The organism is Noviherbaspirillum sp. (genome assembly GCF_035254685.1).
Classification (GTDB): domain Bacteria; phylum Pseudomonadota; class Gammaproteobacteria; order Burkholderiales; family Burkholderiaceae_D; genus Noviherbaspirillum.
In genome coordinates, this window is sequence record NZ_DATFAI010000045.1 from 109801 (window position 1) to 133651 (window position 23851).

The following is a 23851-nucleotide window of genomic DNA, read 5'->3' on the forward strand; positions in this document are numbered from 1 at the left end:
CAGCAGTATTGATTGGAGGATGACAAGGTGCTTCTGGCATTGGAAGACGTCAGCAAGAAAGCTGGCGCTGAGGATCATATTTACCCGCTCTCGTTGACGCTGGTGCCCGGCACCATCAACGTGCTGCTGGGTACGACCAAGGCAGGGAAGACCTCGCTGATGCGCCTGATGGCGGGGCTGGACCGCCCGACGGCCGGGCGCGTCCTGGTCGATGGCCGCGATGTGACCGGCGTGCCGGTGCGCGAACGCGACCTTGCGATGGTCTACCAGCAGTTTATCAACTACCCGTCGTTCACGGTCTACGACAACATCGCTTCGCCATTGCGCATCAAACGCGTGCCGGAGAACGAGATCAGAAAGCGCGTGAACGACATGGCCGAGCGCCTGCACATCACGCCGTATCTGCAACGCATGCCGTCCGAGCTGTCGGGCGGCCAGCAGCAACGCACTGCGATGGCGCGCGCACTGATCAAGGACGCCGGCCTCCTGCTGCTCGACGAGCCGCTCGTCAATCTCGACTACAAGCTGCGCGAAGAACTGCGCAAAGAATTGTCCGAACTGTTCTCAGAAGGGAGGACCACGGTCGTCTACGCCACCACCGAGCCGCTCGAAGCCCTGCAGCTCGGCGGCCAGACCTTGCTGCTGCATGAGGGCCGCCTGCTGCAGCACGGATCGACGCTCGAGGTGTTCAATGCCCCGTCGTCCATCCAGGCCGCGCGCACGTTCAGCGATCCGCCCATCAACCTGATGCAGGCCACGATCGACGCTGGCGGCCTGGCGCATCTCGGCAGCGAACTGTCGTTGCGCCTGACGGCCGACCAGATGCAGAGCATTGCGCAGCACAAGGATGTGACATTCGGCCTGCGTGCCCACAGCCTGCGCCTGGTTCCGCGCCACCAGGATGACATCGCGATCGAGGCAGAGGTTGAGCTATCGGAAATCAGCGGTTCTGAAACCTTTGTGCACGTTCACCGCGGGCACATCTCAATGGTGGCGCAGCTGCCGGGTGTGCACGATCTCAAGATCGGCACGCCATGCAGCATGTACTGCAGGCCCGCGGACCTGCTGCTGTTCGCCGCCGACGGCGCGCTGCTGTTTGCGCCGGACCAGACGTACAAGGGAGCATAAGCATGGCACGCATCGAACTCGTCGACCTGGCGCACGCCTACAAGCCGAATCCTTCCGCACCGGGCGATTATGCGCTGCGACCGATGACCATGCAGTGGGAAGACGGCGGTGCGTATGCCCTGCTTGGCCCGTCCGGCTGCGGCAAGACCACACTGCTCAACATCATTTCCGGCCTGGTGCGACCGTCGCATGGCCGGGTTCTTTTCGACGGCAAGGACGTGACCGACTTGCAGCCGGAGGCGCGCAATATCGCGCAAGTGTTCCAGTTCCCCGTCATCTACGACACCATGACGGTGTTCGATAATCTCGCTTTCCCGCTGCGCAACCGCGGCTGGAAAACGGCCGAGGTCAACAGGCGCGTCCAGCAGGTCGCGGAAATGCTGGAACTGTCGGCAGACCTGAAGCATCGTGCAAGCGGCCTTTCAGCCGATGCGAAACAGAAAATTTCTCTCGGCCGCGGGCTGGTTCGCCCTGATGTTGCCGCGGTGCTGTTTGACGAACCGCTGACGGTGATCGACCCGCACCTGAAATGGCTGTTGCGCCGCAAGCTCAAGGAAATCCATCACGAGCTCAAGCTCTCCCTGATCTACGTGACGCACGACCAGGTCGAGGCGCTCACCTTCGCCGACAAGGTGGTGGTGATGACCCAGGGAGAAGTGGTCCAGGCGGGCAGCGCGCAGGAATTGTTCGAGGAGCCGGCGCATACCTTCGTCGGTTACTTCATCGGCAACCCCGGCATGAACCTGCTGCCTTGCACCGTCGCCGATGGCGTCGCGCATCTCGACGGCGGCAGCATCCCGCTCACCGAACGCGCCAGGGTCGCCTTGCAAGGCGAAAACGGCAAAATCACGCTCGGTATCCGGCCGGAGTTCGTGGAATGCGAATTCTCACAGCAGGCCGATACTTCGCCCGCGACCGTCACCTCGGTGCGCAACCTCGGCACGCATTGCCTCGCCGAATTCAGCCTCGGCGTGCACACCATCGCCGCAAAGCTGCGCCAGCTTAGTGCCGCAGCAGGCGACAAGGTGTGGCTGCGTCTGCCCGGCGAACGGACACTTTTCTACGTCAACGACAAGCGGGTGGCCTGACATGAAAACCTATAACAACCGTGCCTGGTTCCTGATCCTGCCCGTCATCATCTGCGTCGCATTTTCCGCAATCCTGCCGTTGATGACGATCGTGAACTACTCGGTGCAGGACATCCTCAGCCCGACGCAGAAAGTCTTTGTCGGCACAGAATGGTTCCGCACCGTGATGCGCGACAGCGAACTGCACGGCGCGCTATACCGCCAGATGGTGTTCTCACTGTCGGTGCTGGCCATCGAAATTCCGCTCGGCATCCTGATCGCCCTGACTCTGCCGGCACAGGGATGGCGGGCATCGATGTCTCTGGTACTGATCGCCTTGCCGCTGCTGATCCCATGGAACGTGGTCGGTACCATTTGGCAGATTTTCGGCCGCGGCGACATTGGACTGCTTGGCTATATCGTGAATGAATTGGGCGTCAACTACAACTACACAGGTGAATCCATCGACGCCTGGATCACGGTGCTGGTGATGGACATCTGGCACTGGACGCCGCTGGTCGTGCTGCTGTGCTACGCCGGCCTGCGCGCCATCCCCGATGCCTACTACCAGGCCGCGCGCATCGATGGCGCCTCGCGCTGGGCGGTGTTTCGCTTCATCCAGCTGCCGAAGCTGCGCAACGTCCTGATGATCGCCGTGCTGCTGCGCTTCATGGACAGCTTCATGATCTATACCGAACCCTTCGTCCTGACCGGCGGCGGGCCGGGCAATGCAACGACCTTCCTGTCGCAATACCTGACGCAGAAAGCGGTCGGCCAGTTCGACCTCGGACCGGCGGCGGCCTTTTCGCTGATCTACTTCCTGATCATCCTGCTGTTCTGCTTCGTCCTCTACAACTGGATGCAACGCCTCGGAACGGGAGACAAGAAATGATGAGCAAACGCCTCACGGCGCCCATCCTCGCGATCTATCTGCTGCTATCGCTGCTGCCGATCTACTGGATGCTGAACATGGCGCTGAAGACGAACGAAGAGATCATCGGCGTGCTCACCCTGTGGCCAAGCCATCTGACTTTCGACAACTTCAAGACCATCTTCACCGATGCCTCCTGGTATGACGGCTACATCAATTCGATCATCTACGTCGTGATCAACATGGTCCTGTCGGTCACCGTCGCCTTGCCGGCAGCCTACGCGTTCTCGCGCTATTCCTTCCTCGGCGACAAGCATCTGTTCTTCTGGCTGCTGACCAACCGCATGACGCCGCCCGCGGTGTTCCTGCTGCCGTTCTTCCAGCTGTACTCGACGGTCGGCCTGATGGACACGCACCTCGCCGTCGCACTGGCGCACATGGTGTTCAACGTGCCGCTCGCAGTGTGGATCCTGGAGGGTTTCATGTCCGGCATCCCGAAGGAAATCGACGAGACCGCTTACATCGACGGCTACAGTTTCCCGCGCTTCTTCATCCGCATCTTCCTGCCGATGATCAAGTCCGGTGTTGGCGTCACGGCTTTCTTCTGCTTCATGTTCAGCTGGGTGGAACTGCTGCTGGCGCGCACGCTGACCTCGGTGAATGCCAAGCCCATCGCGGCCACGATGACGCGCACGGTGTCCGCAGCGGGCATGGACTGGGGCGTGCTTGCGGCAGCCGGCATCCTGACCATCGTGCCCGGCGCGCTGGTGATCTGGTTCGTGCGGCATTACATCGCAAAAGGTTTTGCGATGGGGAGGGTGTGACATGGATAGCCTGTTCGGATGGATGGCGTGGACGCCGCCTATCGCCATTTTCTTTTCCGCGATCGTGCTGATGCTGCTCGTCATGACCTTCTGGGAACTCAAGTCGCCGACCACGGAGCGCAAAGGCTTCCTGCCGATCAGCACGACGCGTGGCGACCGGCTGTTCATCGGCCTGCTCGCCGCTGCTTACCTGAACCTCGCCTGGGCCGGACTAACGGAACTGGACCAGGCCATTGGCGCAGCCATCGGATTCATGCTGATGTTGATCGTGATGCGTTGGGGTTGACCCGCGTTTCGATGCGCGGCGGGAAACCTTCCCCTTCGTCGCGCACCACTGTCCGTGGGAAGGCATAACAAAGGTGGAGATATGAGACTTAAACTGACAGCGTTGGCCGCTGCTGCGATGCTCGCTTCAGGATCGTCCTGGGCCGACATGAAAGCGGCGGAAAAGTGGGTAAGCCAGGAATTCCAGCCATCCAGCCTGAACAAAAAGCAGCAGCTGGATGAAATGAAATGGTTCATCGACGCCGCGGCCAAACTTAAGGCCAAGGGCATCAACGAAATCAACGTGGTATCGGAAACCATCGATACCCACGTCTACGAATCCAAGACGCTGGCCAAGGCCTTTGAGGAAATCACCGGCATCAAGGTCAACCACGACATCATCCAGGAAGGTGACGTGGTCGAAAAACTGCAGACCTCGATGCAGTCGGGCAAGAGCATCTACGACGGCTGGATTTCCGACTCCGACCTGATCGGTACCCACTATCGCTACGGTGCGATCCTCCCGCTGTCGGATTACATGGCTGGCGAAGGCAAGGAATTCACCAACCCCGGTCTCGACCTGAAAGATTTCATCGGCACCAGCTTCACCACCGCTCCCGACGGCAAGCTCTACCAATTGCCTGACCAGCAGTTCGCCAATCTGTACTGGTTCCGTGCCGACTGGTTCGCGCGCAAGGACCTGCAGCAGAAGTTCAAGGCCAAGTATGGCTACGATCTCGGCGTTCCGGTCAACTGGTCCGCCTATGAAGACATCGCAGACTTTTTCACGAACGATGTGAAGGAAATCGATGGCAAGCGTGTCTATGGCCACATGGATTACGGCAAGAAGGACCCGTCGCTCGGTTGGCGCTTCACGGATGCATGGCTGTCGATGGCGGGCAGCGCGGACAAGGGCATCCCGAACGGCATGCCGGTCGACGAGTGGGGCATCCGCGTCGCCGACGACAAGTGCACGCCGGTCGGTGCCTCGGTTGTGCGTGGCGGCGCGACCAACTCGCCGGCGGCTGTCTACGCCCTGACCAAGTATGTCGATTGGATGAAGAAGTATGCTCCGCCGCAGGCATCCGGCATGACCTTCTCCGAAGCCGGTCCGGTGCCCGCGCAGGGCGAGGTCGCGCAGCAGATTTTCTGGTACACCGCCTTCACCGCGTCCTACATCAAGAACGGTCTGCCGGTCGTCAACGCCGACGGCAAGCCGAAATGGCGCATGGCACCGTCGCCGCACGGCCCTTACTGGAAGGACGGCATGCAGAACGGCTACCAGGACGTCGGCTCCTGGACCTTCTTCAAGTCCACCCCGCCGGAGCGCCGCGCAGCGGCTTGGCTGTACGCGCAGTTCGTGACGTCGAAGACCGTGTCGCTGAAGAAGTCGATCACCGGCCTGACCTTCATCCGCGACTCCGACATCCGTCATGACTATTTCACCAAGCATGCGGACCAGCTCGGCGGCATGATCGAGTTCTACCGCAGCCCGGCGCGCGTTGCGTGGACGCCGACCGGGACCAACGTGCCTGATTATCCGAAGCTGGCGCAGCTGTGGTGGAAGAACGTCGCGACTGCCGTCACGGGAGAGAAGACGCCGCAGTCCGCCATGGACAACCTGGCCGACGAAATGGACCAGGTGATGGCACGCCTGCAGCGCGCCGGCATGAAGAACTGTGCGCCGAAACTCAACGCGAAGGGCGATGCGGGCAAGTGGCTGTCGGACAAGGGCGCGCCGTGGAAAAAGCTGGCCAACGAGAAGCCGAAAGGCGAGACGATCGCCTACGAAAAGCTGCTGCAGGCATGGAAGGAAGGCCGCGTGAAGTAAGGCAGATCCAGCGTGTTTCTCCTATGCGGACAAGCGCGGTGAAGGCCGCGCTTGTCCGTTTTCGCGAAGACAATGATTTTCTTCGATAGAATCCGTACAGACCGGTCGCAGCGGGCCGCACGCCCAATGCATCTTGCCGACGCGGCCGGCATTGATCTTTCGGGCTGTGCATGTGGCGCAGCCCTTGTTTTGGAGGCGTTCCGATGACCCAATACATCCTCGCGCTCGACCAGGGAACGACAAGCTCACGCGCCATCCTGTTCGACCGCGCCGGGCGCCAGCATGGCGTCGCGCAACAGGAGTTCACCCAGATCTTTCCGCAGTCCGGCTGGGTCGAACACGACGCGATGGAGATCTGGCGCACCCAGCTCGCGGTCGCGCAACAGGTGCTGAAGGACATGAATGTCGCGCCGGTCGACATCGCTGCGATCGGCATCACCAACCAGCGTGAAACCACGGTGCTATGGGACCGCGCCAGCGGGGAGCCGATCGCCAATGCCATCGTCTGGCAGGATCATCGTACCGCCGATATCTGCGATGCCTTGCGCGAACAGGGCAAGGCGGCCGTTTTCCAGCAGAAGACCGGCCTCGTGCTCGATGCCTATTTTTCCGGCACCAAGGTCAAGTGGCTGCTCGACAATGTGCCCGGCGCCCGCGCGAAGGCGGAGCGTGGGGAGCTGGCATTCGGCACCATCGATTCCTGGCTGATCTATCGCCTGTGCGGTGCGCATGTGATCGACAGCAGCAATGCTTCGCGCACGCTGCTGTTCAACATTCACAGCCTGCAATGGGATGAGGAACTGCTCGCACTGCTGGACGTTCCCGCCAGCTTGTTGCCGCGCGTCGTCCCGAGCAGCGGCATCGTTGGCAAGACTGATCCCTCGCTGCTCGGTGCATCGATTCCGATCGCGGGCATTGCCGGCGACCAGCAGGCAGCCACGTTCGGGCAAGCCTGCCATCAGCCGGGCATGGCCAAGAATACCTACGGTACGGGATGCTTCATGCTGATGAACACCGGCAGGCAGGTGATCGCCTCGAAGAACAACCTGGTGACGACTGTCGGCTGGACCATCAACGGGCAGACCGACTACATGCTGGAAGGCAGTGTGTTCAATGCCGGCGCGGCAGTGCAATGGCTGCGTGACGGCCTGGGCATCATTCAGACTTCGGTCGAGGTCGAGGCGCTTGCCGCCAGCGTGCCGGATACGGGCGGCGTGTTCTTCGTGCCTGCCTTCTCCGGGCTGGGTGCGCCTTACTGGGATGCCTACGCGCGCGGCACGATGGTCGGCATCAGCCGCGGCACCACAAAGGCGCATATCGCGCGCGCGACTCTTGCTAGCATTGCCTACCAGAGCGCGGATGTACTGGACGCCATGCAGAAGGACGCAGGCATGCGATTGACCGAGCTGCGGGTCGACGGCGGCGCGGCGCGCAATGACCTGCTGATGCAGTTCCAGGCGGATGTGCTTGGCGTGCCGGTGGTGCGTCCGGTCGTGACCGAAACAACAGCCCTCGGAGCGGCCTACCTCGCCGGGTTGGCCGTCGGCTATTGGAGTTCCCAGGAAGAGATCGTGGCGCAATGGCAAGTGCAGAAGCGGTTTGAGCCGGACATGGACGAAGAGGAAAGGCAACATCGCCTGGCTGACTGGCGTCGCGCCGTGCAGCGGGCGCAGAAGTGGCTCGAATAGCCAGACCGGATTGGCAAAAGCTTTCGATGGTGCGAATTACGTGGTGTTACCCCAACAGGGGTTACATTTCAAAACAACTGACTCGCGGGTTAGTTGCTATAATTCCACAATGCTTAAGCAACGCACCGTCAAACAGCTCGTCAAGACCATCGGCGTCGGACTGCACTCCGGCACCAAGGTCGAACTCACCCTTCGCCCGGCCGCTCCCGACACCGGCGTCGTTTTTCGCCGCGTCGACCAGACGCCGCCAGTCGACCTGCCGGCGACAGCCACCGGGGTGGGTGACACGCGCATGGCCTCCGTCCTGGAAAAGGATGGGATACGGGTGTCGACCGTCGAGCACCTGATGTCTGCCTGCGCCGGACTCGGCATCGACAACCTGTATGTCGATGTCACCGCCGAAGAAATTCCGATCATGGACGGTTCGGCATCCTCCTTTGTGTTCCTGCTTCAGCAGGCAGGCCTGCAGGAACAGAACGCGCCGAAGAAGTTCATTCGCGTCAAGAAGCCGGTGGAAATCCGCGAAGGCAAGGGTGAGCAGGAGAAGTGGGCGCGGCTGGAACCATACAACGGCTTCAGGCTGAAATTCTTCATCGAATTCAAGCATCCTGCCGTGGATGGGACGGGCCAGGTGGCCGAGGTCGATTTCGCCACGGATTCCTACGTCAAGGAAATCGCACGCGCGCGCACCTTCGGCTTCATGCAGGATGTGGAAACCTTGCGCGGGATGGGGCTGGCGCGCGGCGGCTCGCTGGAAAACGCGATCGTGATGGACGAATACCGCATCCTGAATGCTGACGGCCTACGCTACGACAATGAGTTCGTCCGCCACAAGATCCTCGATGCGATTGGCGACCTGTACTTGGTCGGGCATCCCTTGCTCGCCAGCTACGTCGCGCACAAGTCCGGCCACACGCTCAACAACCTGCTGCTGCGCGAACTGCTGGCGCATCCAGAGGCATACGAAATCGTCACTTTCGATTCGATCGAAGCCGCGCCAGGTGGCTACGGTCGTCAGGTTGGCACGGAATGGGCTTTCAACTAAGCCCGTCGGATCAGTTTCCCTTACTTCTTCTTCTCATTGCGATGGCGCTCCAGCATAGTGCTGATTGCCGCTTTCAACGCCTTGTTGTGAGGCGTGTCTCCCAGGGATTCATGCAAGGACGCGAGCGCTGACATCGCCTTCCCGGGCAATGTCAGTTGCTTCTGCGGAGTTTTCTTTTCGGCAATATTGCTTACTTGCACTTTAATTCGTATTGCGTTAACCTGCCATCCCCGCTTCAGTAGTCCGTCCTGCAATTTTGGCAACTGCTGTTTCAGCTTTGTCGCAAGGGCTGCATTCGGTGTCGCGAGCACCAGATGCCCCGCCTCGAACTGAATAACGGAACACATTTCGAACAGTGCCGGAAGAATCGTCGCGCATTCTTTCTGCAGCGCGTTGATGCGTGTGACAGCCGGCAAGAGGACGGCCATCTTGTCGTGTGCGCGCAGAAAATCTGTAACACCTGTAACAGTGCTACGGTTTTTTGCGGAGGCGCGGGTAGACTTGAAGTCTTGCTTAGAAGAAATAAATGAGGGCGAGCGAACCATGCTCGAACCTTATCACAGACCGCCCGCGATAGACGAGTCGTAGGAGTTGCGATGCAAATCATTCTGCTGCACCCACGCTTCAGCGCAAAGACAGTCACCCTGACGCATTGGCACCTTCTTTCACTGGTGCTGCTTTTCGCCGTATCGGTGATCGCAGTCGCCTCCTTTCTCTACTATTTCACCGTACGCTACGCGACCGAGCTCAACATCCCCCTGATGCGCGACATGGCTGCAGGAACTTCCCAGGATGACAGTTCTCGCAAGGACCGGTACATCAAGGAAAATCTTGCTGCCATGGCGATGAAGCTGGGCGAAATGCAGGCGCAGCTCATGCGTCTTGATGCCCTCGGGGAGCGGGTGCAAGGCCTGGCCGGCATCAAGCCACAGGAATTCAATTTCAAGGAACCGCCGGGTCGCGGCGGACCGGCCCCTTCCGCGAACAGCCAACCACTCAGCATGGAGGAATTCCAGACGGCCCTCGACAGCGTGGCCAGGGACGTGGAACAGCGCGCCGATTACATGAATGTGGTGGAAACCACGCTGATGAGCTACAAGATCAAGTCCAAGCTGCTGCCGACGATCCAGCCGGTCAATGTAAGCTACAACGCCTCCGGTTTCGGCTGGCGCCTCGATCCGTTCACGGGACGCAATGCCTTCCATGAAGGCATCGATTTTGCCGGAGCCGTCGGAACGCCGATCGTCGCCGCTGCCGGCGGCGTGGTGATTTCCGCGGAATACCATCACCAGTACGGCAATATGATCGACATCGACCATGGGAACGACATTGTTACGCGGTACGCACACACCTCACGGGTCTATGTAAAGGTCGGTGACATCGTCAAGCGTGGGCAACGCATTGCCGACATCGGCTCCACCGGGCGCTCAACGGGTGCGCACCTGCATTTCGAAGTCCTGGTCAAGGGCATTCCCCAAAATCCGCACAAGTTCCTCGCTGCCGGCGCGGATCAGGCAAGGATGATCGCGCTCGTCAAATAGACGCTAACGGCCATTTTGTTGTCTTCCCGAGCGTGCCTGCCGGAATTTCCGGCCATGGCGTATTGTTTCCTCGCCCTCAGCCCCCAATTGAATGGATGATCGGGCCGATGGCACGGCGAGGAATCTTTCCCTCCGTGCAGCTCGCGTTCAATCATTTTGCCCTGGCCATTCAGTGGCAGGCAGTCCGGCCCGGGGTGCGTGATAAAATCTTCAATTTAGCCAAAGTCCGGCCATCGAGACAGGCAGCGGCCCGGTCCGTATTCTTGTCATGGCGCTATTTTAGAAATCAAGCATGTCATTACTGACCCAGATTTTCGGCAGTCGCAACCAGCGACTGATCAAGCAATATCAAAAAACTGTCCGCGAAATCAATGCGCTCGAACCGGCGATGGAAAAGCTGTCCGACGCGGAACTGCAGGCGAAGACGCCCGAGTTCAAGGACCGCATTGCCAAGGGCGCCGCGCTGGACGACATCCTGGCTGAAGCCTTCGCCGTTTGCCGCGAGGCCAGCCGGCGCGTCCTGAAGATGCGCCATTTCGACGTGCAGCTGATCGGCGGCATGGTTCTGCACTACGGCAAGATTGCCGAAATGGGCACTGGCGAGGGCAAGACGCTGATGGCAACGCTGGCCGCCTATCTCAACGCGCTATCCGGCAAGGGCGTGCATGTGGTGACCGTCAACGATTACCTGGCGCAGCGCGACGCGGAATGGATGGGCAAGCTGTACGGCTGGCTCGGCCTGACCACTGGCGTCAACCTGTCGCAGATGGAGCATGACACCAAGCAGGCCGCGTATGCTTCCGACATCACCTACGGCACCAACAACGAGTTCGGCTTCGATTACCTGCGCGACAACATGGTCTACGAATCGGGTGACCGGGTGCAGCGCAGCCTCAATTTCGCGATCGTCGACGAAGTGGACTCGATCCTGATCGACGAAGCAAGAACCCCGCTGATCATTTCCGGCCAGGCCGAAGATCATACCGATCTTTACGTCAAGATGAATGCAGTCCCGCCGCTGCTGACCAAGCAGATCGGCGAAGAAACACCGGACGGCAAGGGCAAGGTCGAAGTCCCGGGCGATTACACCGTGGATGAAAAGGCACACCAGGTGCTGCTCACCGAAGCCGGCCATGAAAAGGCAGAACAGATCCTCGCCCGCATGGGCCTGCTGCCCGAGGGCGCATCACTCTACGACGCGGCCAACATCACGCTGATCCACCACCTGTATGCCGCGCTGCGTGCGCATACGCTGTACCACAAGGACCAGCACTATGTGGTGCAGAACGGCGAAGTGATCATCGTCGACGAATTCACGGGCCGCCTGATGACGGGGCGTCGCTGGTCCGACGGACTGCATCAGGCAGTCGAAGCGAAGGAAAATGCGCGGATCCAGAATGAGAACCAGACGCTGGCCTCGATCACTTTCCAGAACTACTTCCGCATGTACACCAAGCTGGCCGGCATGACCGGCACGGCCGACACTGAAGCTTACGAATTCCAGGAAATCTACGGCCTCGAAACCGTGGTGATCCCGCCGAACAAGCCCAGCCAGCGCAAGGACCGCCAGGACCAGGTATACAAGACCGCACAGGAAAAGTACAACGCGATGCTGATTGACATCAAGGATTGCTACGAGCGCGGCCAGCCCGTGCTGGTCGGCACCACCTCGATCGAGAACTCCGAACTGTTGTCGCAGATCCTGACCCAGAACAAGCTGCCGCACAATGTGCTGAACGCGAAGCAGCATGCGCGCGAAGCGGAAATCGTCGCACAGGCCGGTCGTCCGAAGATGATCACCATTGCCACCAACATGGCGGGTCGAGGCACGGACATCGTATTGGGCGGCAATGTCGACAAGCAGATCCAGCTGATTGAAGCCGATACGAACGTAGGCGATGCGGAAAAGGAGGAGCGCGCGAAGAAGCTGCGCGATGAATGGCAGTCTCTGCACGACCATGTTGTTTCGGTCGGCGGCCTGCACATCATCGGCACCGAGCGCCATGAATCCCGCCGCGTCGACAACCAGCTGCGTGGACGTTCCGGCCGTCAGGGCGACCCGGGATCATCACGCTTCTACCTGTCGCTGGACGATCCTCTCTTGCGCATCTTCGCCGGTGACCGTGTGCGCGCCATCATGGATCGCCTGAAAATGCCGGAAGGTGAGCCGATCGAAGCCGGCATCGTCTCGCGTTCGATCGAATCTGCGCAGCGCAAGGTCGAAGCCCGCAACTTCGACATCCGCAAGCAATTGCTCGAATATGACGACGTCGCGAATGATCAGCGCAAGGTGATCTACCAGCAGCGCAATGAACTGCTGGAAGCCGCAGATATCTCCGAACTGATCGCTTCCCTGCGCCACGGCGTGTTTACCGACCTGTTCCGCGGCTTCGTGCCGGAAGAATCGGTGGAAGAACAGTGGGACATCAAGGCGCTGGAAGGTGCGCTGGCCAACGAATGGCAGCTCGATGTGCCCTTGTCCACTATGCTGGAAGCCGAACCCAACCTGACCGACGAGGAGTTGCTGGAACGGGTGCTGAAAGCGGCGGACGATGCGTACAACGCCAAGGTCGACCTGATTGGCAAGGAAGCCTTTGCCGGCTTCGAGCGCAGTGTCATGCTGCAGAGTATCGATAGCCATTGGCGCGAGCATCTCGCCGCACTGGACCACCTGCGCCAGGGCATTCACCTGCGCGGCTATGCGCAGAAGAACCCGAAGCAGGAGTACAAGCGCGAGGCGTTCGAACTGTTCGGCCAGATGCTGGACATGATCAAGAATGAGGTGGTGCGCATCGTCATGACCGTGCGCATCCAGTCGCGCGAAGAGATCGATGCAGCCGAGGAGCAGTTGGCGCAATCGCATGTCGAAAACGTGCATTACCAGCATGCCGATTTCAATCCGAATGCCGCGCCCGAGGAATTGCTGGCGCCTACCGCGACCGCAGAAGACGCACGCCAGCAACCGGTGGTGAACGCGGTCCCGAAGGTGGGGCGCAACGATCCTTGCCCGTGCGGCAGCGGAAAGAAATACAAGCAGTGCCACGGCAAGCTGGCGTAAGCACGCCGAGCTGATCCAGCAAAGGGCAGGGTGACACCTGCCCTTTGTCTTTTCTGGCGCGAAAACACCGCCAATCGATGCATGCTTCCAAGCCGCATCGGAATCCCGATACGTTTACAATATCGGTCTTACTGAACCGTCACTCACGCAAAAAACATATGGCCGTCAATCTTCCACTCCCCGTTGCCGCCAACCTGAAACCCGTCGCCGGAATCGAACTCGGCCATGCCGAGGCAGGCGTACGAAAAGCCAATCGCAAGGACTTGCTGGTCATGAAGCTTGCGCCGAGCGCCAGCGTTGCCGGCGTATTTACGAAGAACCGTTTCTGCGCTGCGCCGGTGCAGGTCTGCAAGGCACACCTGGAAGGCTTGCACATGGCTGGTGGCCCGATCCGCGCGCTGGTGGTCAACACCGGTAACGCCAATGCAGGCACGGGCGACACTGGGCTGGCCAATGCCAATGAAACCTGCGTGGCGCTGGCCGACCTGCTCGGCTGCGAACCTTCGCAGATCCTGCCTTTTTCGACCGGCGTGATCCTGGAGCAGTTGCCGGTGGATCGCATCAAGGCAGGACTGCCGCAGGCGATCACAAATCTGAAAGCGGACAACTGGCTCAACGCCGCCGAAGCCATCATGACGACCGACACCCAGCCGAAGGCAGCGTCGCGTACAGTCACGATCGCCGGCAAGACCGTCACGATGACCGGTATCAGCAAGGGCGCCGGCATGATCAAGCCGAACATGGCGACGATGCTCGGTTTCCTGGCGATGGACGCCAAGGTCGCGCAACCGGTGCTGGAACACCTGGTGAAGGAAGTCGCAGACAAGTCCTTCAACTGCATCACGATCGACGGCGATACCTCGACCAACGATTCCTTCATGCTCATCGCGACAGGTTCCGGCGCGCTGGAGGTCAACGAGATTGGCTCACCGGAATATGCAGAGCTGTCCGCAGCTGTCATCTCGCTGTCCCAGGAGCTGGCGCAGATGATTGTGCGCGATGGCGAGGGCGCTACCAAGTTCATTACGATCACGGTCGAAGAAGGCGCCGGTGTCGAGGAATGCCGCAAGATTGCCTATTCCATCGGCCATTCGCCGCTGGTCAAGACCGCGTTCTATGCATCCGATCCCAACCTTGGCCGCATCCTCGCCGCAATCGGTTATGCCGGCATCGACGATCTGGACGTGGGCAAGCTGGACCTCTATCTTGATGATGTGTGGGTGGCGAAGAACGGTGGCCGCAATCCCGACTACAAGGAAGAGGACGGCCAGCGCGTCATGCAGCAGAGCGAAATCACTGTCCGCGTGAAGCTTGGGCGCGGCGCTGCGGCAGCAACCATCTGGACCTGCGATCTGTCGCACGACTACGTGAGCATCAACGCCGATTACCGCTCCTGACATGGCACAACTCGAACAGTTTCTCGATCGCGCCGAGACCCTGCTGGCGCGCCTCGAATCTATCCTGCCGCAAGCCCGGACGGTGCCGGACTGGAATGCTGGTACTGCATTCCGCTGGCGCAAGCCGGGCGGGAAGGGCGTCCACGGCTACCTGCAACCGGTTGCGCACATTGCCCGCATCACGCTCTCCGATCTGCACAACATCGACGCACAGAAGCAGCAGATCGACCAGAACACGCGCCAGTTCGTCAATGGGAAGCCTGCCAACAACGTGCTGCTGACCGGCGCGCGTGGCACCGGAAAATCCTCGCTGATCAAGGCTTGCCTGAATCAATATGCGCCGCAGGGCCTACGCCTGATCGAGGTCGACAAGGACGATCTGTGCGACTTGCCCGACATCGTCGACATGATCGCGGGCCGGCCCGAGCGCTTTGTCATTTTCTGTGACGACCTTTCCTTCGAGGAGGGAGAGAGCGGCTACAAGGCGCTCAAGGTCGCACTCGACGGCAGCATCGCCGCCCAGTCGGACAATGTGCTGATCTACGCCACGTCCAACCGCCGGCACTTGATGCCAGAGCGCATGTCCGACAATGCAAGCTATGTGCATACAGAAGACGGCGACCTGCATCCGGGTGAAACTGTCGAGGAAAAGATCTCGCTGTCGGAGCGCTTCGGTCTCTGGGTTTCGTTCTATCCGTTCAAACAGGACGACTATCTCGACATCGTCGCACACTGGCTGCGTCACTTCGGCTGCGATGCCGCGCAGATCGACGAATCGCGCGCCGATGCATTGCGCTGGGCCTTGCAGCGCGGATCGCGCTCAGGGCGGGTCGCGTGGCAGTTCGCGCGTGATTATGCCGGCAAGACGAAGCAATAAGTCCCGCATGTCCCCATCCGCAGCATCACCTATCGACGTGGCCGTCGGCATCCTCTTGAAGCCGAACGGCGACGTCCTGCTCGGGCAGCGCCCGGACGGCAAGCCCTATGCGGGCTATTGGGAATTCCCCGGCGGCAAGGTGGAGCCGGGAGAACTGATCATTGATGCACTCAAGCGCGAGTTCGTCGAGGAACTCGGTGTGCAGGTGATCTCCGCCGAGCCCTGGTGCGGCGTCGAGTATGTCTACCCGCATGCCCATGTACGCCTGCATTTCTACATCAGCCGCGACTGGCAGGGCGAGCCGCAAAGCTTGGAGGGGCAGGCGTTTGCATGGCAGGGCAGCGTCGATGTCGAGCCGCTGCTGCCGGCGACCATCCCATTGCTCGAGTGGCTGAACCAGTTGCGTTATTGCAAATAGCGGCTAATGGCGCAGCGGCCGGCTTCCATTTCACACGGCTGTATTTAATTAAATACACTGTATTTAGATATTTACAGCGACCGTTTATATTGATGAGTACAAGGTGTTTTGCCAATGCAACGCATCGGAACGGTCAATCTGTATTTATTTGTATACAGTTGATTGCTCGCATTACACCATGCTCTTCCGTGCAAGCCCTTGATTTTGCACAGATCTCCGTTTTGGCACGACCATTGCTAACTGCTACTTGAACCCGCCGGTAAAGGATGACGCCGCCACAAGCGACGATTCCGCGCACACCCGGCGGTATATCAGAGTGCGCTTCCATGCGCGAAAAACAGGAGAGTTCAGATGTTAGTCGGCGTCCCAAAAGAGATTAAAAACCATGAATATCGTGTCGGCCTGACCCCGGCCAGCGTACGCGAGCTGACTTCGCGCGGCCACCAGGTGATCGTGCAGAAAAACGCAGGAACCGCAATCGGTCTGTCCGACGAACAGTATGCCGCGGCGGGCGCCTCGCTCGTCGATACTGCCAAGGAAATCTTCGACCGCGCGCAGATGATCGTCAAGGTCAAGGAGCCGCAGCCGCAGGAGTGCGCCATGCTGCGCGAAGGACAGATCCTCTACACCTATCTGCACCTCGCTCCTGATCCGAAGCAGACTGAGGCGCTGGTCAAGTCCGGTGCCACCTGCATTGCCTATGAAACGATCACCGGCCCCGGCGGTGGTCTGCCGCTGCTGGCACCGATGAGCGAAGTGGCCGGTCGCATGGCGATCCAGGCTGGTGCGGCGCATCTGGAAAAATCGAAGGGCGGCCTCGGCCTGCTGCTGGGCGGCGTGCCGGGCGTGGAAGCAGGCCATATTGTGATCATTGGTGCCGGCGTGGTTGGCACCAATGCGTTGCAAATGGCAGTCGGCGTCGGCGCGCGCGTCACGGTATTGGACAAGAACGTCGATCGCCTGCGTCAGCTTGACCTCGTGTTCGGCAACCGCATTTCGACGCTCTATTCGAACGCCCACGCCATCGAAGAATCCGTGCTGACGGCGGATCTCGTCGTCGGCGGCGTGCTGGTGCCCGGCGCTGCGGCGCCGAAGCTGGTCAGTCGGGAAATGATCTCGCGCATGAAGAAGGGCGCCGTGGTCGTCGACGTCGCGATCGACCAAGGCGGCTGCTTCGAAACCTCGCATGCCACCACGCATGCCGAACCCACCTATGTCGTTGATGGGGTCATCCACTACTGCGTGGCCAACATGCCCGGCGCCGTCGCGCGTACCTCCACATTTGCCCTGAACAACGCCACGATCGGCCACGCCGTCGCGCTGGCCGACAAGGGCTGGAAGCAGGCGTTGAAGGATAACCCGCATCTGAAGAACGGATTGAACGTCTGTCAGGGCAAGGTGACCTACGAAGCCGTTGCACATGATCTCGGGTACGAATATGTTCCCGCAGATTTCTTTCTTCAGTAATTGAACGTGCGCGGCGGGCCGGGATCCGGTTGGCCGCAGCCACCCGCGTCTGTACTGGCGCGATATCCATAATCAAGACAGGCCGACTGCCATCCAGCGCATGTATCCGAAGCCTGGATGGCTGATCAGGTCGCGAGCTTGCTGCAGTCCGCGGCGACCGGTTTGGAGAGACAGCAAATGAACCGCACTATCGAGGCCGATCGGCCATCTTCCGCAGCGCATGAGGCTGCTGCATGAACCGCGGTGTCACTGAGCTGCCTGCCATGGATGAGTTCATTCTCGGCGACCAGCAACTGCACACGCGTTTTTCCATGGCAATTGAAATACTGGCGCGCAGCGTGATCGTCAACCCGCGGCCGGTAACGACGTCTTTCCTCTCGCAGGCACTCGGGCAGCCATCGCGTACGGTACGCGCCTTGCTGGCCGGCCTGCATCAGTCGGGCTTGGTGTGGCAGGACGAGAATGACAAGGACGCGTGGTACTGCACGTCGACGCCGGGAGCGATCACGCTCGCCGATATCTTTCGCAGCGTCTGCAGCGCCGCATCGGAATCCGTCTCCTCGCGAAGAAAGCCAGCGACTCCTGACACAGAAGAGCCGCGCAACGCGGCGCAGCAAAATGTCGAACTGCTGTTGATGCAGGCCACGATGGAAATCAACCAGATGGTACTGCAGCATCTCCAGGCCTTTGATCTCGGCAGGCTGAAAGCGATTGCGTCACCTGGTATGCGGCACAGCGTCGAATCCAGTGTGCGCACCTACATTCCAGAGCCGTTGCAGGAGCTGATGTGACTCCCGGCCGCATGATCCATCTCGTATTTCCGGCGGGTGGCGAGAGCGCTCTTGTCCCGTTCGCGGTGCGCAGGTAAAGTGGGCATGATTTCCAGGCCTGCATGACAGGTTTGTGGCGGCGCACCGGCGCTGGCGCGGATTGCCTGGAAGGTTACAGACACCGATTCCGAAGACACTCTGACACCATGCGGATAGACGTCCAGTTCGCCGACCGCGTCGGCATCGCACATGAAATTCTCGCGGTGCTGGCACGCCGGAACATGAATGTAGTGGCTGTCGAGGTAGTGACGCTGGAGCCAGGCTCGTCGGATGTCTTTATTGATATCCCCGGCCTCACCGAAAACCTGCTGCCGTCGTTGCGTAATGATTTCATGCATGTTCCCGGAGTGCGCGAGGTCAAGGTGGTGGATGTGCTGCCGGGAGCACGCCGCCGCCTGCATCTCGATACCCTGATGGCTGCAATGGCCGATCCGGTGATGGCCGTCGATGCCGGCGGGCGGGTCGTCGCGGCCAATGCCGCTGCGGCGATGGTGGCCGACATGACCGAAAGCGAGCTGCAAGGCAAGACACTGCGGGACCTCTTCGGCGAGGCCGGCCTGCAGGACGAATTGCTGGAGGGAGGATTCCGTGCCCCCGCCAGGGAAGTGCGGCTGCAGGGACAGCCGTTCCTGCTGGAAGTGACGCCGGTATCCGAGCCGCTCGATTCCGCGCTGGGCCAGACTGTTGGCGGCGTGATCACTTTGCATGCGCCTCGACGTCTGGGTGGCCGGATCCATGCCCTCCAGCACGCCAGCAGCGGATTCGATTCCATCATTGGTGATTCCGAGGCGATTCGCGCGCTGAAGGCGCGTGCCGCGCGCGTGGCGATGGTCGACGCGCCCCTGCTGATCGCCGGCGAAACCGGTACCGGCAAGGAACTTGTCGCGCAGGCGTGTCATGCGGTCAGTCCACGGGGTAGCGCACCGTTTCTTGCGCTGAATTGCGCTGCGCTGCCGGAAAGCCTGGCTGAGAGCGAGTTGTTCGGTTATATGTCCGGCGCTTTCACTGGGGCGCAGCGCGGTGGCAGACCGGGCCTGATTGAAATGGCGGAAGGCGGCACGGTTTTCCTGGATGAGATCGGGGAAATGTCGCTTTATCTGCAAGCCAAGCTGCTGCGCTTCCTGAACGACGGAAAATTCCGTCGCATTGGCAGCGATCGTGAAATCAAGGTGAATGTGCGCATCATCAGCGCCACGCACCGCAACCTGCGCAAGATGGTCGCCGACGGAAGCTTCCGCGAGGATCTGTTCTATCGCTTGAACGTGCTGCAGCTCGAGGTGCCTTCGCTGCGTGAGCGGCCGGACGATATCCTGCTGCTCGCGCGCCATTTCATCGAATGTGCCTGCGCCCAGGCACAAAAGCCGATCTGCCGCCTTAACGCGCATGCCTGTGCTGCGCTGGTCGCAAACCACTGGCCGGGCAATGTCCGCCAGTTGCAGAATGTAGTCTTCCGTGCGATCACGATGACCGACCAGCAAGTCCTCAATGCATCAGATCTCGATCTGGCCGAAGGCAGCATATCGACGGAAGAGTCCGCACAATTCCAGGAGGCGGAAGACTGGGACAAGACTGTTGCGAGATTCGAGCGGGCGGTGCTGGAGCGGCTCTATCCGCAGTACCCATCCAGCCGCAAGCTGGCATCACGCCTCAAGACTTCGCATTCCATGATTGCGAACAAGCTGCGCAAATACGGCATACCGGGCTCGAGCCGTTAAAGGCTGCGCCGATCAATGCGGGGGAAGATCGTCGTCCAGGTCCTTGGGCGGCGTGGTGGCGGGAATCGCGTATTTTTCTTCAGCCCAGGCGCCCAAGTCGATCTGCTTGCAGCGCTCGGAGCAAAAAGGCCGGTACTTGTTCTTCTCGGTCCATTCGACCTTCTTGCCGCAAGTCGGGCAATTCACTGCGGTCGGCATAACGTACCTCAGAAATTACAAAGGGTCAGATCAAACGGAACATCATTCTCGAAGGACTTCGGCTTCATGTCACCGTCCTGGGAAGTAAAGCGTACCCACAGCATATACTTGTTGGCCGAAATTTCAGGGATTGCGCCCAGGTTCTCGTCAATACCAAGGCGTAACATCTGATAGACCTTGCCCTGCAGCATTTGCTGGTAGCTTCCAGCCTGTGCAATGGTCTTGGCCGAGCGGCCCGATTCGCGCAACAGGCGCAGTACCACGCCGATGGCATCGAACAAGGGAACAAGCGGGGCAAACCAGTTGGAAATGTCGTTGAAGCGCTGCTGCGCCGAATGGTGCTGCCACGCGTAATAGGACGGCAGGTCGAATTCACAGGCGCCGCCGGGGATGATGGTCCTGCCGCGAATGCTCATGAGCCATTCGTTGTCGCGAATATTTTGGCCGGTCTTGCCCTGCGAGGCCATCAGCGCCGCGCTGCTGCGGTCCACATCCGCAAGCACTTCGTCTAGCCGCTCCGGCAGCACATTGGGATTGGACTTGAATCCGATCAGCGTCTGCTTTTGCCGCTCGAGCTCCTGCAACAGGTCCGACTTGAGATCCGCCCGACCGGCGACTTCCAGCATTTCGAAAATCGTCGACAGCGCGATGTGATGCTGTTGCGGATGTTCCTGGTGGAGGAAAAAAATGAACTTTTCGTAAAGATCTTCCAGCCGCAGCAGCGTGCGAATACGCTCATTGAAAGGGTATTCGTAAATGATCAAAATAGCGTCCCTTTAGCTGTAAAGCACGTGCTGGAAATAATTACGTGATTCTGAACGAAGCCATGAAAAATTACAAATATTGTCGACCAAATACCAGTGATTTTCCATGTCTCGGCAGTCAATCACTTGCACGTTGATCATGTGCCGCGGCGAGAGAGACATACATGGCATGAAGCTTGTCGACCTGCGGCACCAGCGCCAATGAATCGCCATCGTTATCGATCACGTCGTCCGCTGCGGCAAGCCTCTCCTGTCGTGATGCCTGCGCCGCGATGATGGTGCGCACTTGTGCTTCAGATAATCCGCTGCGGCTCATCACCCGGCGTACTTGTGTCTGCTCGGCGCAATCCACCACCAGTACGCGTGACACACGTTGCTTCCATGAACCGGATTCAACCAGCAAAGGAACAACGAAGACCAGGTATGTTCCTTTTGCCCGTGCCGCGGCAAGCTCCGTCTCGACGCGTATCAGGGGATGCAGAATGGCTTCCAGCCGCGCCTTGGCAGTCGACTCCGCAAAAACATATTCGCGCATCCTGGCGCGATTCATCGCGCCTTCGGCAGTCAGGAATGCATCGCCGAATTGTGCGCGAATATCCGGAATCGCGGCACCTCCCGGAGCGGTCAACTGATGTGCAATCCGATCAGTGTCGACCAAGGCTGCGCCGCGCGCCTGCAGCATGTCCGCGACGGTGGTCTTGCCACTGCCGATGCCGCCGGTGAGGCCGACTGAAAATCTACGCATCGCACTCGTTGCTTCGGACATATTAGATCGGAAATCCCAGATAGGATTCCACCATTTGCTTGCCATATAGCAAAGCAATCAGGCCGGCGGCAGCCAGGTAAGGCCCGAAAGGAATAGGGTTATTGCGTCCATGCCGTGCGAAGACAATCAGAGCGATTCCAACGATCGCGCCGACCGCGGAGGAGAGGAGGATGATCACCGGCAGCAGCTTCCATCCAAGCCACGCGCCCAAGGCAGCCAGCAGCTTGAAATCACCGTAGCCCATGCCTTCCTTGCCGGTGGTGAGCTTGAATAGCCAGTACACGCTCCACAGGCTCACATAACCGGCTGCAGCGCCGATCACCGCGTCGCGCAGCGGAACAAAGGTATCGTTCAGGTTGAGCAGCAAGCCACACCACAGCAGCAACAGCGTCAGGTCGTCCGGAAGCAGTTGCGTGTCGGCATCGATGAAGGTCATCGCGATCAGCAGGTAGGCAAAGAGCAAGGTTGCCAATCCGGCCATGCCGCTTCCGAAACGCCAGACCAGCAGGCCGGACAGGACGCCTGTCAGGAGTTCGACGATCGGATAACGCGGTGAGATCGGTGTCTTGCATTCGATGCATTTGCCGCGCAGGAACAGATAACTCAGCACGGGAATGTTTTCGAGCGCGCCGATGTGATGGCCGCAATTCGGGCAGGCCGAGCGGGGAACCATCAGGTTGTAACGGTCTGTGTATGGCAGGGGTTCGCCGCGTTCATGCGCCACATAGTTATCCGATTCACGCTGCATCATTTTCGGAACGCGGTGGATCACCACGTTCAGGAAGCTGCCGATCAGCAGGCCAAGGATGACGGCGAAAACAGTCGGAATAGCGCTTGCCGGTGGTGCGGATACGATCAGATCAAGCATCAGACAACAGATCCCAGTTTGAAGATGGGGAGATACATGGCAATAACCATGCCGCCGATCAGTACACCCAGCACCGCCATGATCAGCGGCTCCATCAGGCTGGAGAGCGACTCGACCGCGTCATCCACTTCAGCCTCATAAAAATCCGCGACCTTGCCCAGCATCTGATCAAGGGCGCCGGATTCTTCACCAATTGCAACCATTTGCGTCACCATGCTGGGAAAGACGTTGGCGCTCTGCATGGCAACAGTCAGGCTCGTGCCGGTGCTGACCTCCGTCTGAATCTTCCTGGTTGCATCGGCATATACGGAGTTACCCGAAGCCCCGCCCACGGAATCGAGCGACTCCACCAGCGGAACGCCGGCGGCAAACATTGTCGCAAGAGTGCGTGTCCAGCGTGCGATGGTCGCCTTGCGGATGACATCGCCGAAGATCGGCGCTTGCAGCAAGGCCCTGTCCATGAAACGCTGCACTTTCACAGAACGTCTCCAGGACTGGAAGAGCAGGTACAGGCCCGCGAACAAGCCGCCGAAGATGATGTACCAGTTGGCGACGAAGAAATCGGAGATCGCCATCACCATGACAGTCGGTGCAGGGAGATCTGCACCGAAACTTTTGAATACTTCCTTGAATGCCGGAATAACCCAGATCATGATCACCGCTGTCACAACGAATGCGACAACGAGGATCGAAATCGGATAAAACAAGGCGGACTTGATCTTGCCCTTGATGGCTTGCGTCTTTTCCTTGTAAATCGCGAGGCGGGTCAGCAGATCTTCCAGGATGCCGGCCTGCTCGCCGGCTGCCACCAGGTTGCAGAACAGGTTGTCGAAATACAGAGGAAACTTGCGGAATGCCTGGTTCAGGCTGCTGCCAGTCTCGATGTCCGTCCGGATGTCCTGGACGAGCCGTGCGACCGCCGGATTCGAGTGTCCTTTGGCAACGATGTCGAACGACTGCAGGAGCGGAACACCCGCCTTCATCATGGTGGCCAGCTGGCGCGTAAAGAGAGTGATGTCCTTGTCGGTGATCTTCTTGCCGGTCGAAAAGGACTTCTTCTTGACCTTGGTGACCAGAACGCCCTGACGGCGCAAAGTCACGTTGACGATTGTTTCGCTGCCCGCGCGCAGTTCGCCCTTGACGGTTTTTCCCGCCTTGTCCTTGCCTTCCCAGGTGAATACCGTTTCCTTGATCGCACCTGAAGTTTTGCCGGCGGCAGTTGCCATAGATCGTC

At 59.7% G+C, this 23851-nt stretch carries 22 protein-coding genes; 16 read left to right on the forward strand and 6 right to left on the reverse strand.

Translation table 11 applies throughout. The annotated features are described in order from the left end of the window. Positions 1-27 precede the first annotated feature (27 nt). The 8 genes from VJ698_RS21465 (at position 28) to lpxC (ending at position 8718) form a co-directional block, all read left to right on the forward strand. Positions 28-1128 carry an ABC transporter ATP-binding protein gene (locus VJ698_RS21465; protein ID WP_324104851.1) on the forward strand — a complete coding sequence of 367 codons (1101 nt, stop codon included), beginning with the start codon at positions 28-30 and terminating at the stop codon, positions 1126-1128. 2 nt (positions 1129-1130) lie between these two features. After that, positions 1131-2216: an ABC transporter ATP-binding protein gene (locus tag VJ698_RS21470; RefSeq protein ID WP_324104852.1), complete on the forward strand. Its 1086-nt coding sequence runs from the start codon at positions 1131-1133 to the stop codon at positions 2214-2216. 1 nt (position 2217) lies between these two features. Further along, on the forward strand, positions 2218-3087 hold the full coding sequence (locus tag VJ698_RS21475; protein ID WP_324104853.1) for a sugar ABC transporter permease: 870 nt from the start codon (positions 2218-2220) through the stop codon (positions 3085-3087). Then, complete coding sequence (locus tag VJ698_RS21480; RefSeq protein WP_324104942.1) at positions 3087-3890, forward strand: carbohydrate ABC transporter permease; 804 nt, start codon at positions 3087-3089, stop codon at positions 3888-3890. The genes VJ698_RS21475 and VJ698_RS21480 overlap by 1 nt, the downstream gene beginning before the upstream one ends. 1 nt (position 3891) lies before the next feature. Further along, positions 3892-4176 (forward strand): DUF2160 domain-containing protein, encoded by a 285-nt coding sequence (locus tag VJ698_RS21485; protein ID WP_324104854.1) that lies wholly within the window; start codon positions 3892-3894, stop codon positions 4174-4176. A gap of 81 nt (positions 4177-4257) precedes the next feature. After that, positions 4258-5985, forward strand: coding sequence for an ABC transporter substrate-binding protein (locus tag VJ698_RS21490; RefSeq protein ID WP_324104855.1), 1728 nt, complete (start codon positions 4258-4260; stop codon positions 5983-5985). Positions 5986-6188: 203 nt separating this feature from the next. Further along, a complete protein-coding gene (gene glpK, locus VJ698_RS21495) occupies positions 6189-7673 on the forward strand; it encodes a glycerol kinase GlpK (RefSeq protein ID WP_324104856.1) in 1485 nt (494 codons plus the stop codon). 109 nt (positions 7674-7782) lie between these two features. Further along, positions 7783-8718, forward strand: a complete 936-nt coding sequence (gene lpxC / locus VJ698_RS21500) for a UDP-3-O-acyl-N-acetylglucosamine deacetylase (RefSeq protein ID WP_324104857.1) — start codon at positions 7783-7785, stop codon at positions 8716-8718. Positions 8719-8738: 20 nt separating this feature from the next. Here the strand turns inward: lpxC and VJ698_RS21505 are convergent, their stop codons facing one another. Further along, positions 8739-9263, reverse strand: coding sequence for a DciA family protein (locus VJ698_RS21505; protein WP_324104858.1), 525 nt, complete (start codon positions 9261-9263; stop codon positions 8739-8741). A gap of 51 nt (positions 9264-9314) precedes the next feature. Between VJ698_RS21505 and VJ698_RS21510 the strand changes: the two genes are divergently transcribed. The 8 genes from VJ698_RS21510 (at position 9315) to VJ698_RS21545 (ending at position 20021) form a co-directional block, all read left to right on the forward strand. Next, positions 9315-10259, forward strand: a complete 945-nt coding sequence (locus VJ698_RS21510; protein WP_324104859.1) for a M23 family metallopeptidase — start codon at positions 9315-9317, stop codon at positions 10257-10259. Between the two features lie 292 nt (positions 10260-10551). Next, positions 10552-13317: a preprotein translocase subunit SecA gene (gene secA / locus VJ698_RS21515; RefSeq protein ID WP_324104860.1), complete on the forward strand. Its 2766-nt coding sequence runs from the start codon at positions 10552-10554 to the stop codon at positions 13315-13317. A gap of 158 nt (positions 13318-13475) precedes the next feature. Beyond that, positions 13476-14714, forward strand: a complete 1239-nt coding sequence (argJ, locus tag VJ698_RS21520) for a bifunctional glutamate N-acetyltransferase/amino-acid acetyltransferase ArgJ (protein WP_324104861.1) — start codon at positions 13476-13478, stop codon at positions 14712-14714. A gap of 1 nt (position 14715) precedes the next feature. Beyond that, positions 14716-15591 (forward strand): ATP-binding protein, encoded by an 876-nt coding sequence (locus VJ698_RS21525; protein WP_324104862.1) that lies wholly within the window; start codon positions 14716-14718, stop codon positions 15589-15591. A gap of 7 nt (positions 15592-15598) precedes the next feature. Continuing rightward, complete coding sequence (locus tag VJ698_RS21530) at positions 15599-16009, forward strand: NUDIX domain-containing protein (RefSeq protein WP_324104863.1); 411 nt, start codon at positions 15599-15601, stop codon at positions 16007-16009. A gap of 351 nt (positions 16010-16360) precedes the next feature. Continuing rightward, entirely contained in the window at positions 16361-17476 is a 1116-nt protein-coding gene (gene ald / locus VJ698_RS21535; RefSeq protein WP_324104864.1) for an alanine dehydrogenase, read from the forward strand. A gap of 233 nt (positions 17477-17709) precedes the next feature. Continuing rightward, positions 17710-18267 (forward strand): hypothetical protein, encoded by a 558-nt coding sequence (locus tag VJ698_RS21540; RefSeq protein ID WP_324104865.1) that lies wholly within the window; start codon positions 17710-17712, stop codon positions 18265-18267. 185 nt (positions 18268-18452) lie between these two features. Further along, on the forward strand, positions 18453-20021 hold the full coding sequence (locus VJ698_RS21545) for a sigma-54-dependent transcriptional regulator (RefSeq protein WP_324104866.1): 1569 nt from the start codon (positions 18453-18455) through the stop codon (positions 20019-20021). A 12-nt stretch (positions 20022-20033) separates the two neighbouring features. On the opposite strand, the gene yacG is transcribed toward VJ698_RS21545, so the two are convergent. The 5 genes from yacG to VJ698_RS21570 all read right to left on the reverse strand — a co-directional run bounded on the left by yacG (position 20034) and on the right by VJ698_RS21570 (position 23843). After that, a complete protein-coding gene (gene yacG, locus VJ698_RS21550) occupies positions 20034-20219 on the reverse strand; it encodes a DNA gyrase inhibitor YacG (RefSeq protein WP_324104867.1) in 186 nt (61 codons plus the stop codon). Between the two features lie 8 nt (positions 20220-20227). After that, the gene (gene zapD, locus VJ698_RS21555) at positions 20228-20983 is read right to left on the reverse strand and encodes a cell division protein ZapD (RefSeq protein ID WP_324104868.1); all 756 of its coding nucleotides are present in this window, start codon (positions 20981-20983) and stop codon (positions 20228-20230) included. Positions 20984-21101: 118 nt separating this feature from the next. Then, complete coding sequence (gene coaE / locus VJ698_RS21560) at positions 21102-21728, reverse strand: dephospho-CoA kinase (protein WP_324104869.1); 627 nt, start codon at positions 21726-21728, stop codon at positions 21102-21104. A 22-nt stretch (positions 21729-21750) separates the two neighbouring features. Beyond that, positions 21751-22617, reverse strand: a complete 867-nt coding sequence (locus VJ698_RS21565) for an A24 family peptidase (RefSeq protein WP_324104870.1) — start codon at positions 22615-22617, stop codon at positions 21751-21753. Further along, on the reverse strand, positions 22617-23843 hold the full coding sequence (locus tag VJ698_RS21570; protein ID WP_324104871.1) for a type II secretion system F family protein: 1227 nt from the start codon (positions 23841-23843) through the stop codon (positions 22617-22619). The genes VJ698_RS21565 and VJ698_RS21570 overlap by 1 nt, the downstream gene beginning before the upstream one ends. Positions 23844-23851 lie beyond the last annotated feature (8 nt).

Excerpts from the sequence above, each read along its gene's own strand:
- VJ698_RS21475 (WP_324104853.1), top strand. The coding sequence starts at position 2,218 with ATGAAAACCTATAACAACCGTGCCTGGTTCCTGATCCTGCCCGTCATC.
- ald (WP_324104864.1), top strand. The coding sequence starts at position 16,361 with ATGTTAGTCGGCGTCCCAAAAGAGATTAAAAACCATGAATATCGTGTC.
- VJ698_RS21490 (WP_324104855.1), top strand. The coding sequence starts at position 4,258 with ATGAGACTTAAACTGACAGCGTTGGCCGCTGCTGCGATGCTCGCTTCA.
- VJ698_RS21565 (WP_324104870.1), bottom strand. The coding sequence starts at position 22,617 with ATGCTTGATCTGATCGTATCCGCACCACCGGCAAGCGCTATTCCGACT.
- VJ698_RS21530 (WP_324104863.1), top strand. The coding sequence starts at position 15,599 with ATGTCCCCATCCGCAGCATCACCTATCGACGTGGCCGTCGGCATCCTC.
- secA (WP_324104860.1), top strand. The coding sequence starts at position 10,552 with ATGTCATTACTGACCCAGATTTTCGGCAGTCGCAACCAGCGACTGATC.
- VJ698_RS21480 (WP_324104942.1), top strand. The coding sequence starts at position 3,087 with ATGAGCAAACGCCTCACGGCGCCCATCCTCGCGATCTATCTGCTGCTA.
- glpK (WP_324104856.1), top strand. The coding sequence starts at position 6,189 with ATGACCCAATACATCCTCGCGCTCGACCAGGGAACGACAAGCTCACGC.
- VJ698_RS21540 (WP_324104865.1), top strand. The coding sequence starts at position 17,710 with ATGAACCGCGGTGTCACTGAGCTGCCTGCCATGGATGAGTTCATTCTC.
- VJ698_RS21570 (WP_324104871.1), bottom strand. The coding sequence starts at position 23,843 with ATGGCAACTGCCGCCGGCAAAACTTCAGGTGCGATCAAGGAAACGGTA.
- VJ698_RS21470 (WP_324104852.1), top strand. The coding sequence starts at position 1,131 with ATGGCACGCATCGAACTCGTCGACCTGGCGCACGCCTACAAGCCGAAT.
- VJ698_RS21525 (WP_324104862.1), top strand. The coding sequence starts at position 14,716 with ATGGCACAACTCGAACAGTTTCTCGATCGCGCCGAGACCCTGCTGGCG.
- yacG (WP_324104867.1), bottom strand. The coding sequence starts at position 20,219 with ATGCCGACCGCAGTGAATTGCCCGACTTGCGGCAAGAAGGTCGAATGG.
- VJ698_RS21485 (WP_324104854.1), top strand. The coding sequence starts at position 3,892 with ATGGATAGCCTGTTCGGATGGATGGCGTGGACGCCGCCTATCGCCATT.
- VJ698_RS21505 (WP_324104858.1), bottom strand. The coding sequence starts at position 9,263 with ATGGTTCGCTCGCCCTCATTTATTTCTTCTAAGCAAGACTTCAAGTCT.
- VJ698_RS21545 (WP_324104866.1), top strand. The coding sequence starts at position 18,453 with ATGCGGATAGACGTCCAGTTCGCCGACCGCGTCGGCATCGCACATGAA.
- coaE (WP_324104869.1), bottom strand. The coding sequence starts at position 21,728 with ATGCGTAGATTTTCAGTCGGCCTCACCGGCGGCATCGGCAGTGGCAAG.
- argJ (WP_324104861.1), top strand. The coding sequence starts at position 13,476 with ATGGCCGTCAATCTTCCACTCCCCGTTGCCGCCAACCTGAAACCCGTC.
- lpxC (WP_324104857.1), top strand. The coding sequence starts at position 7,783 with ATGCTTAAGCAACGCACCGTCAAACAGCTCGTCAAGACCATCGGCGTC.
- VJ698_RS21510 (WP_324104859.1), top strand. The coding sequence starts at position 9,315 with ATGCAAATCATTCTGCTGCACCCACGCTTCAGCGCAAAGACAGTCACC.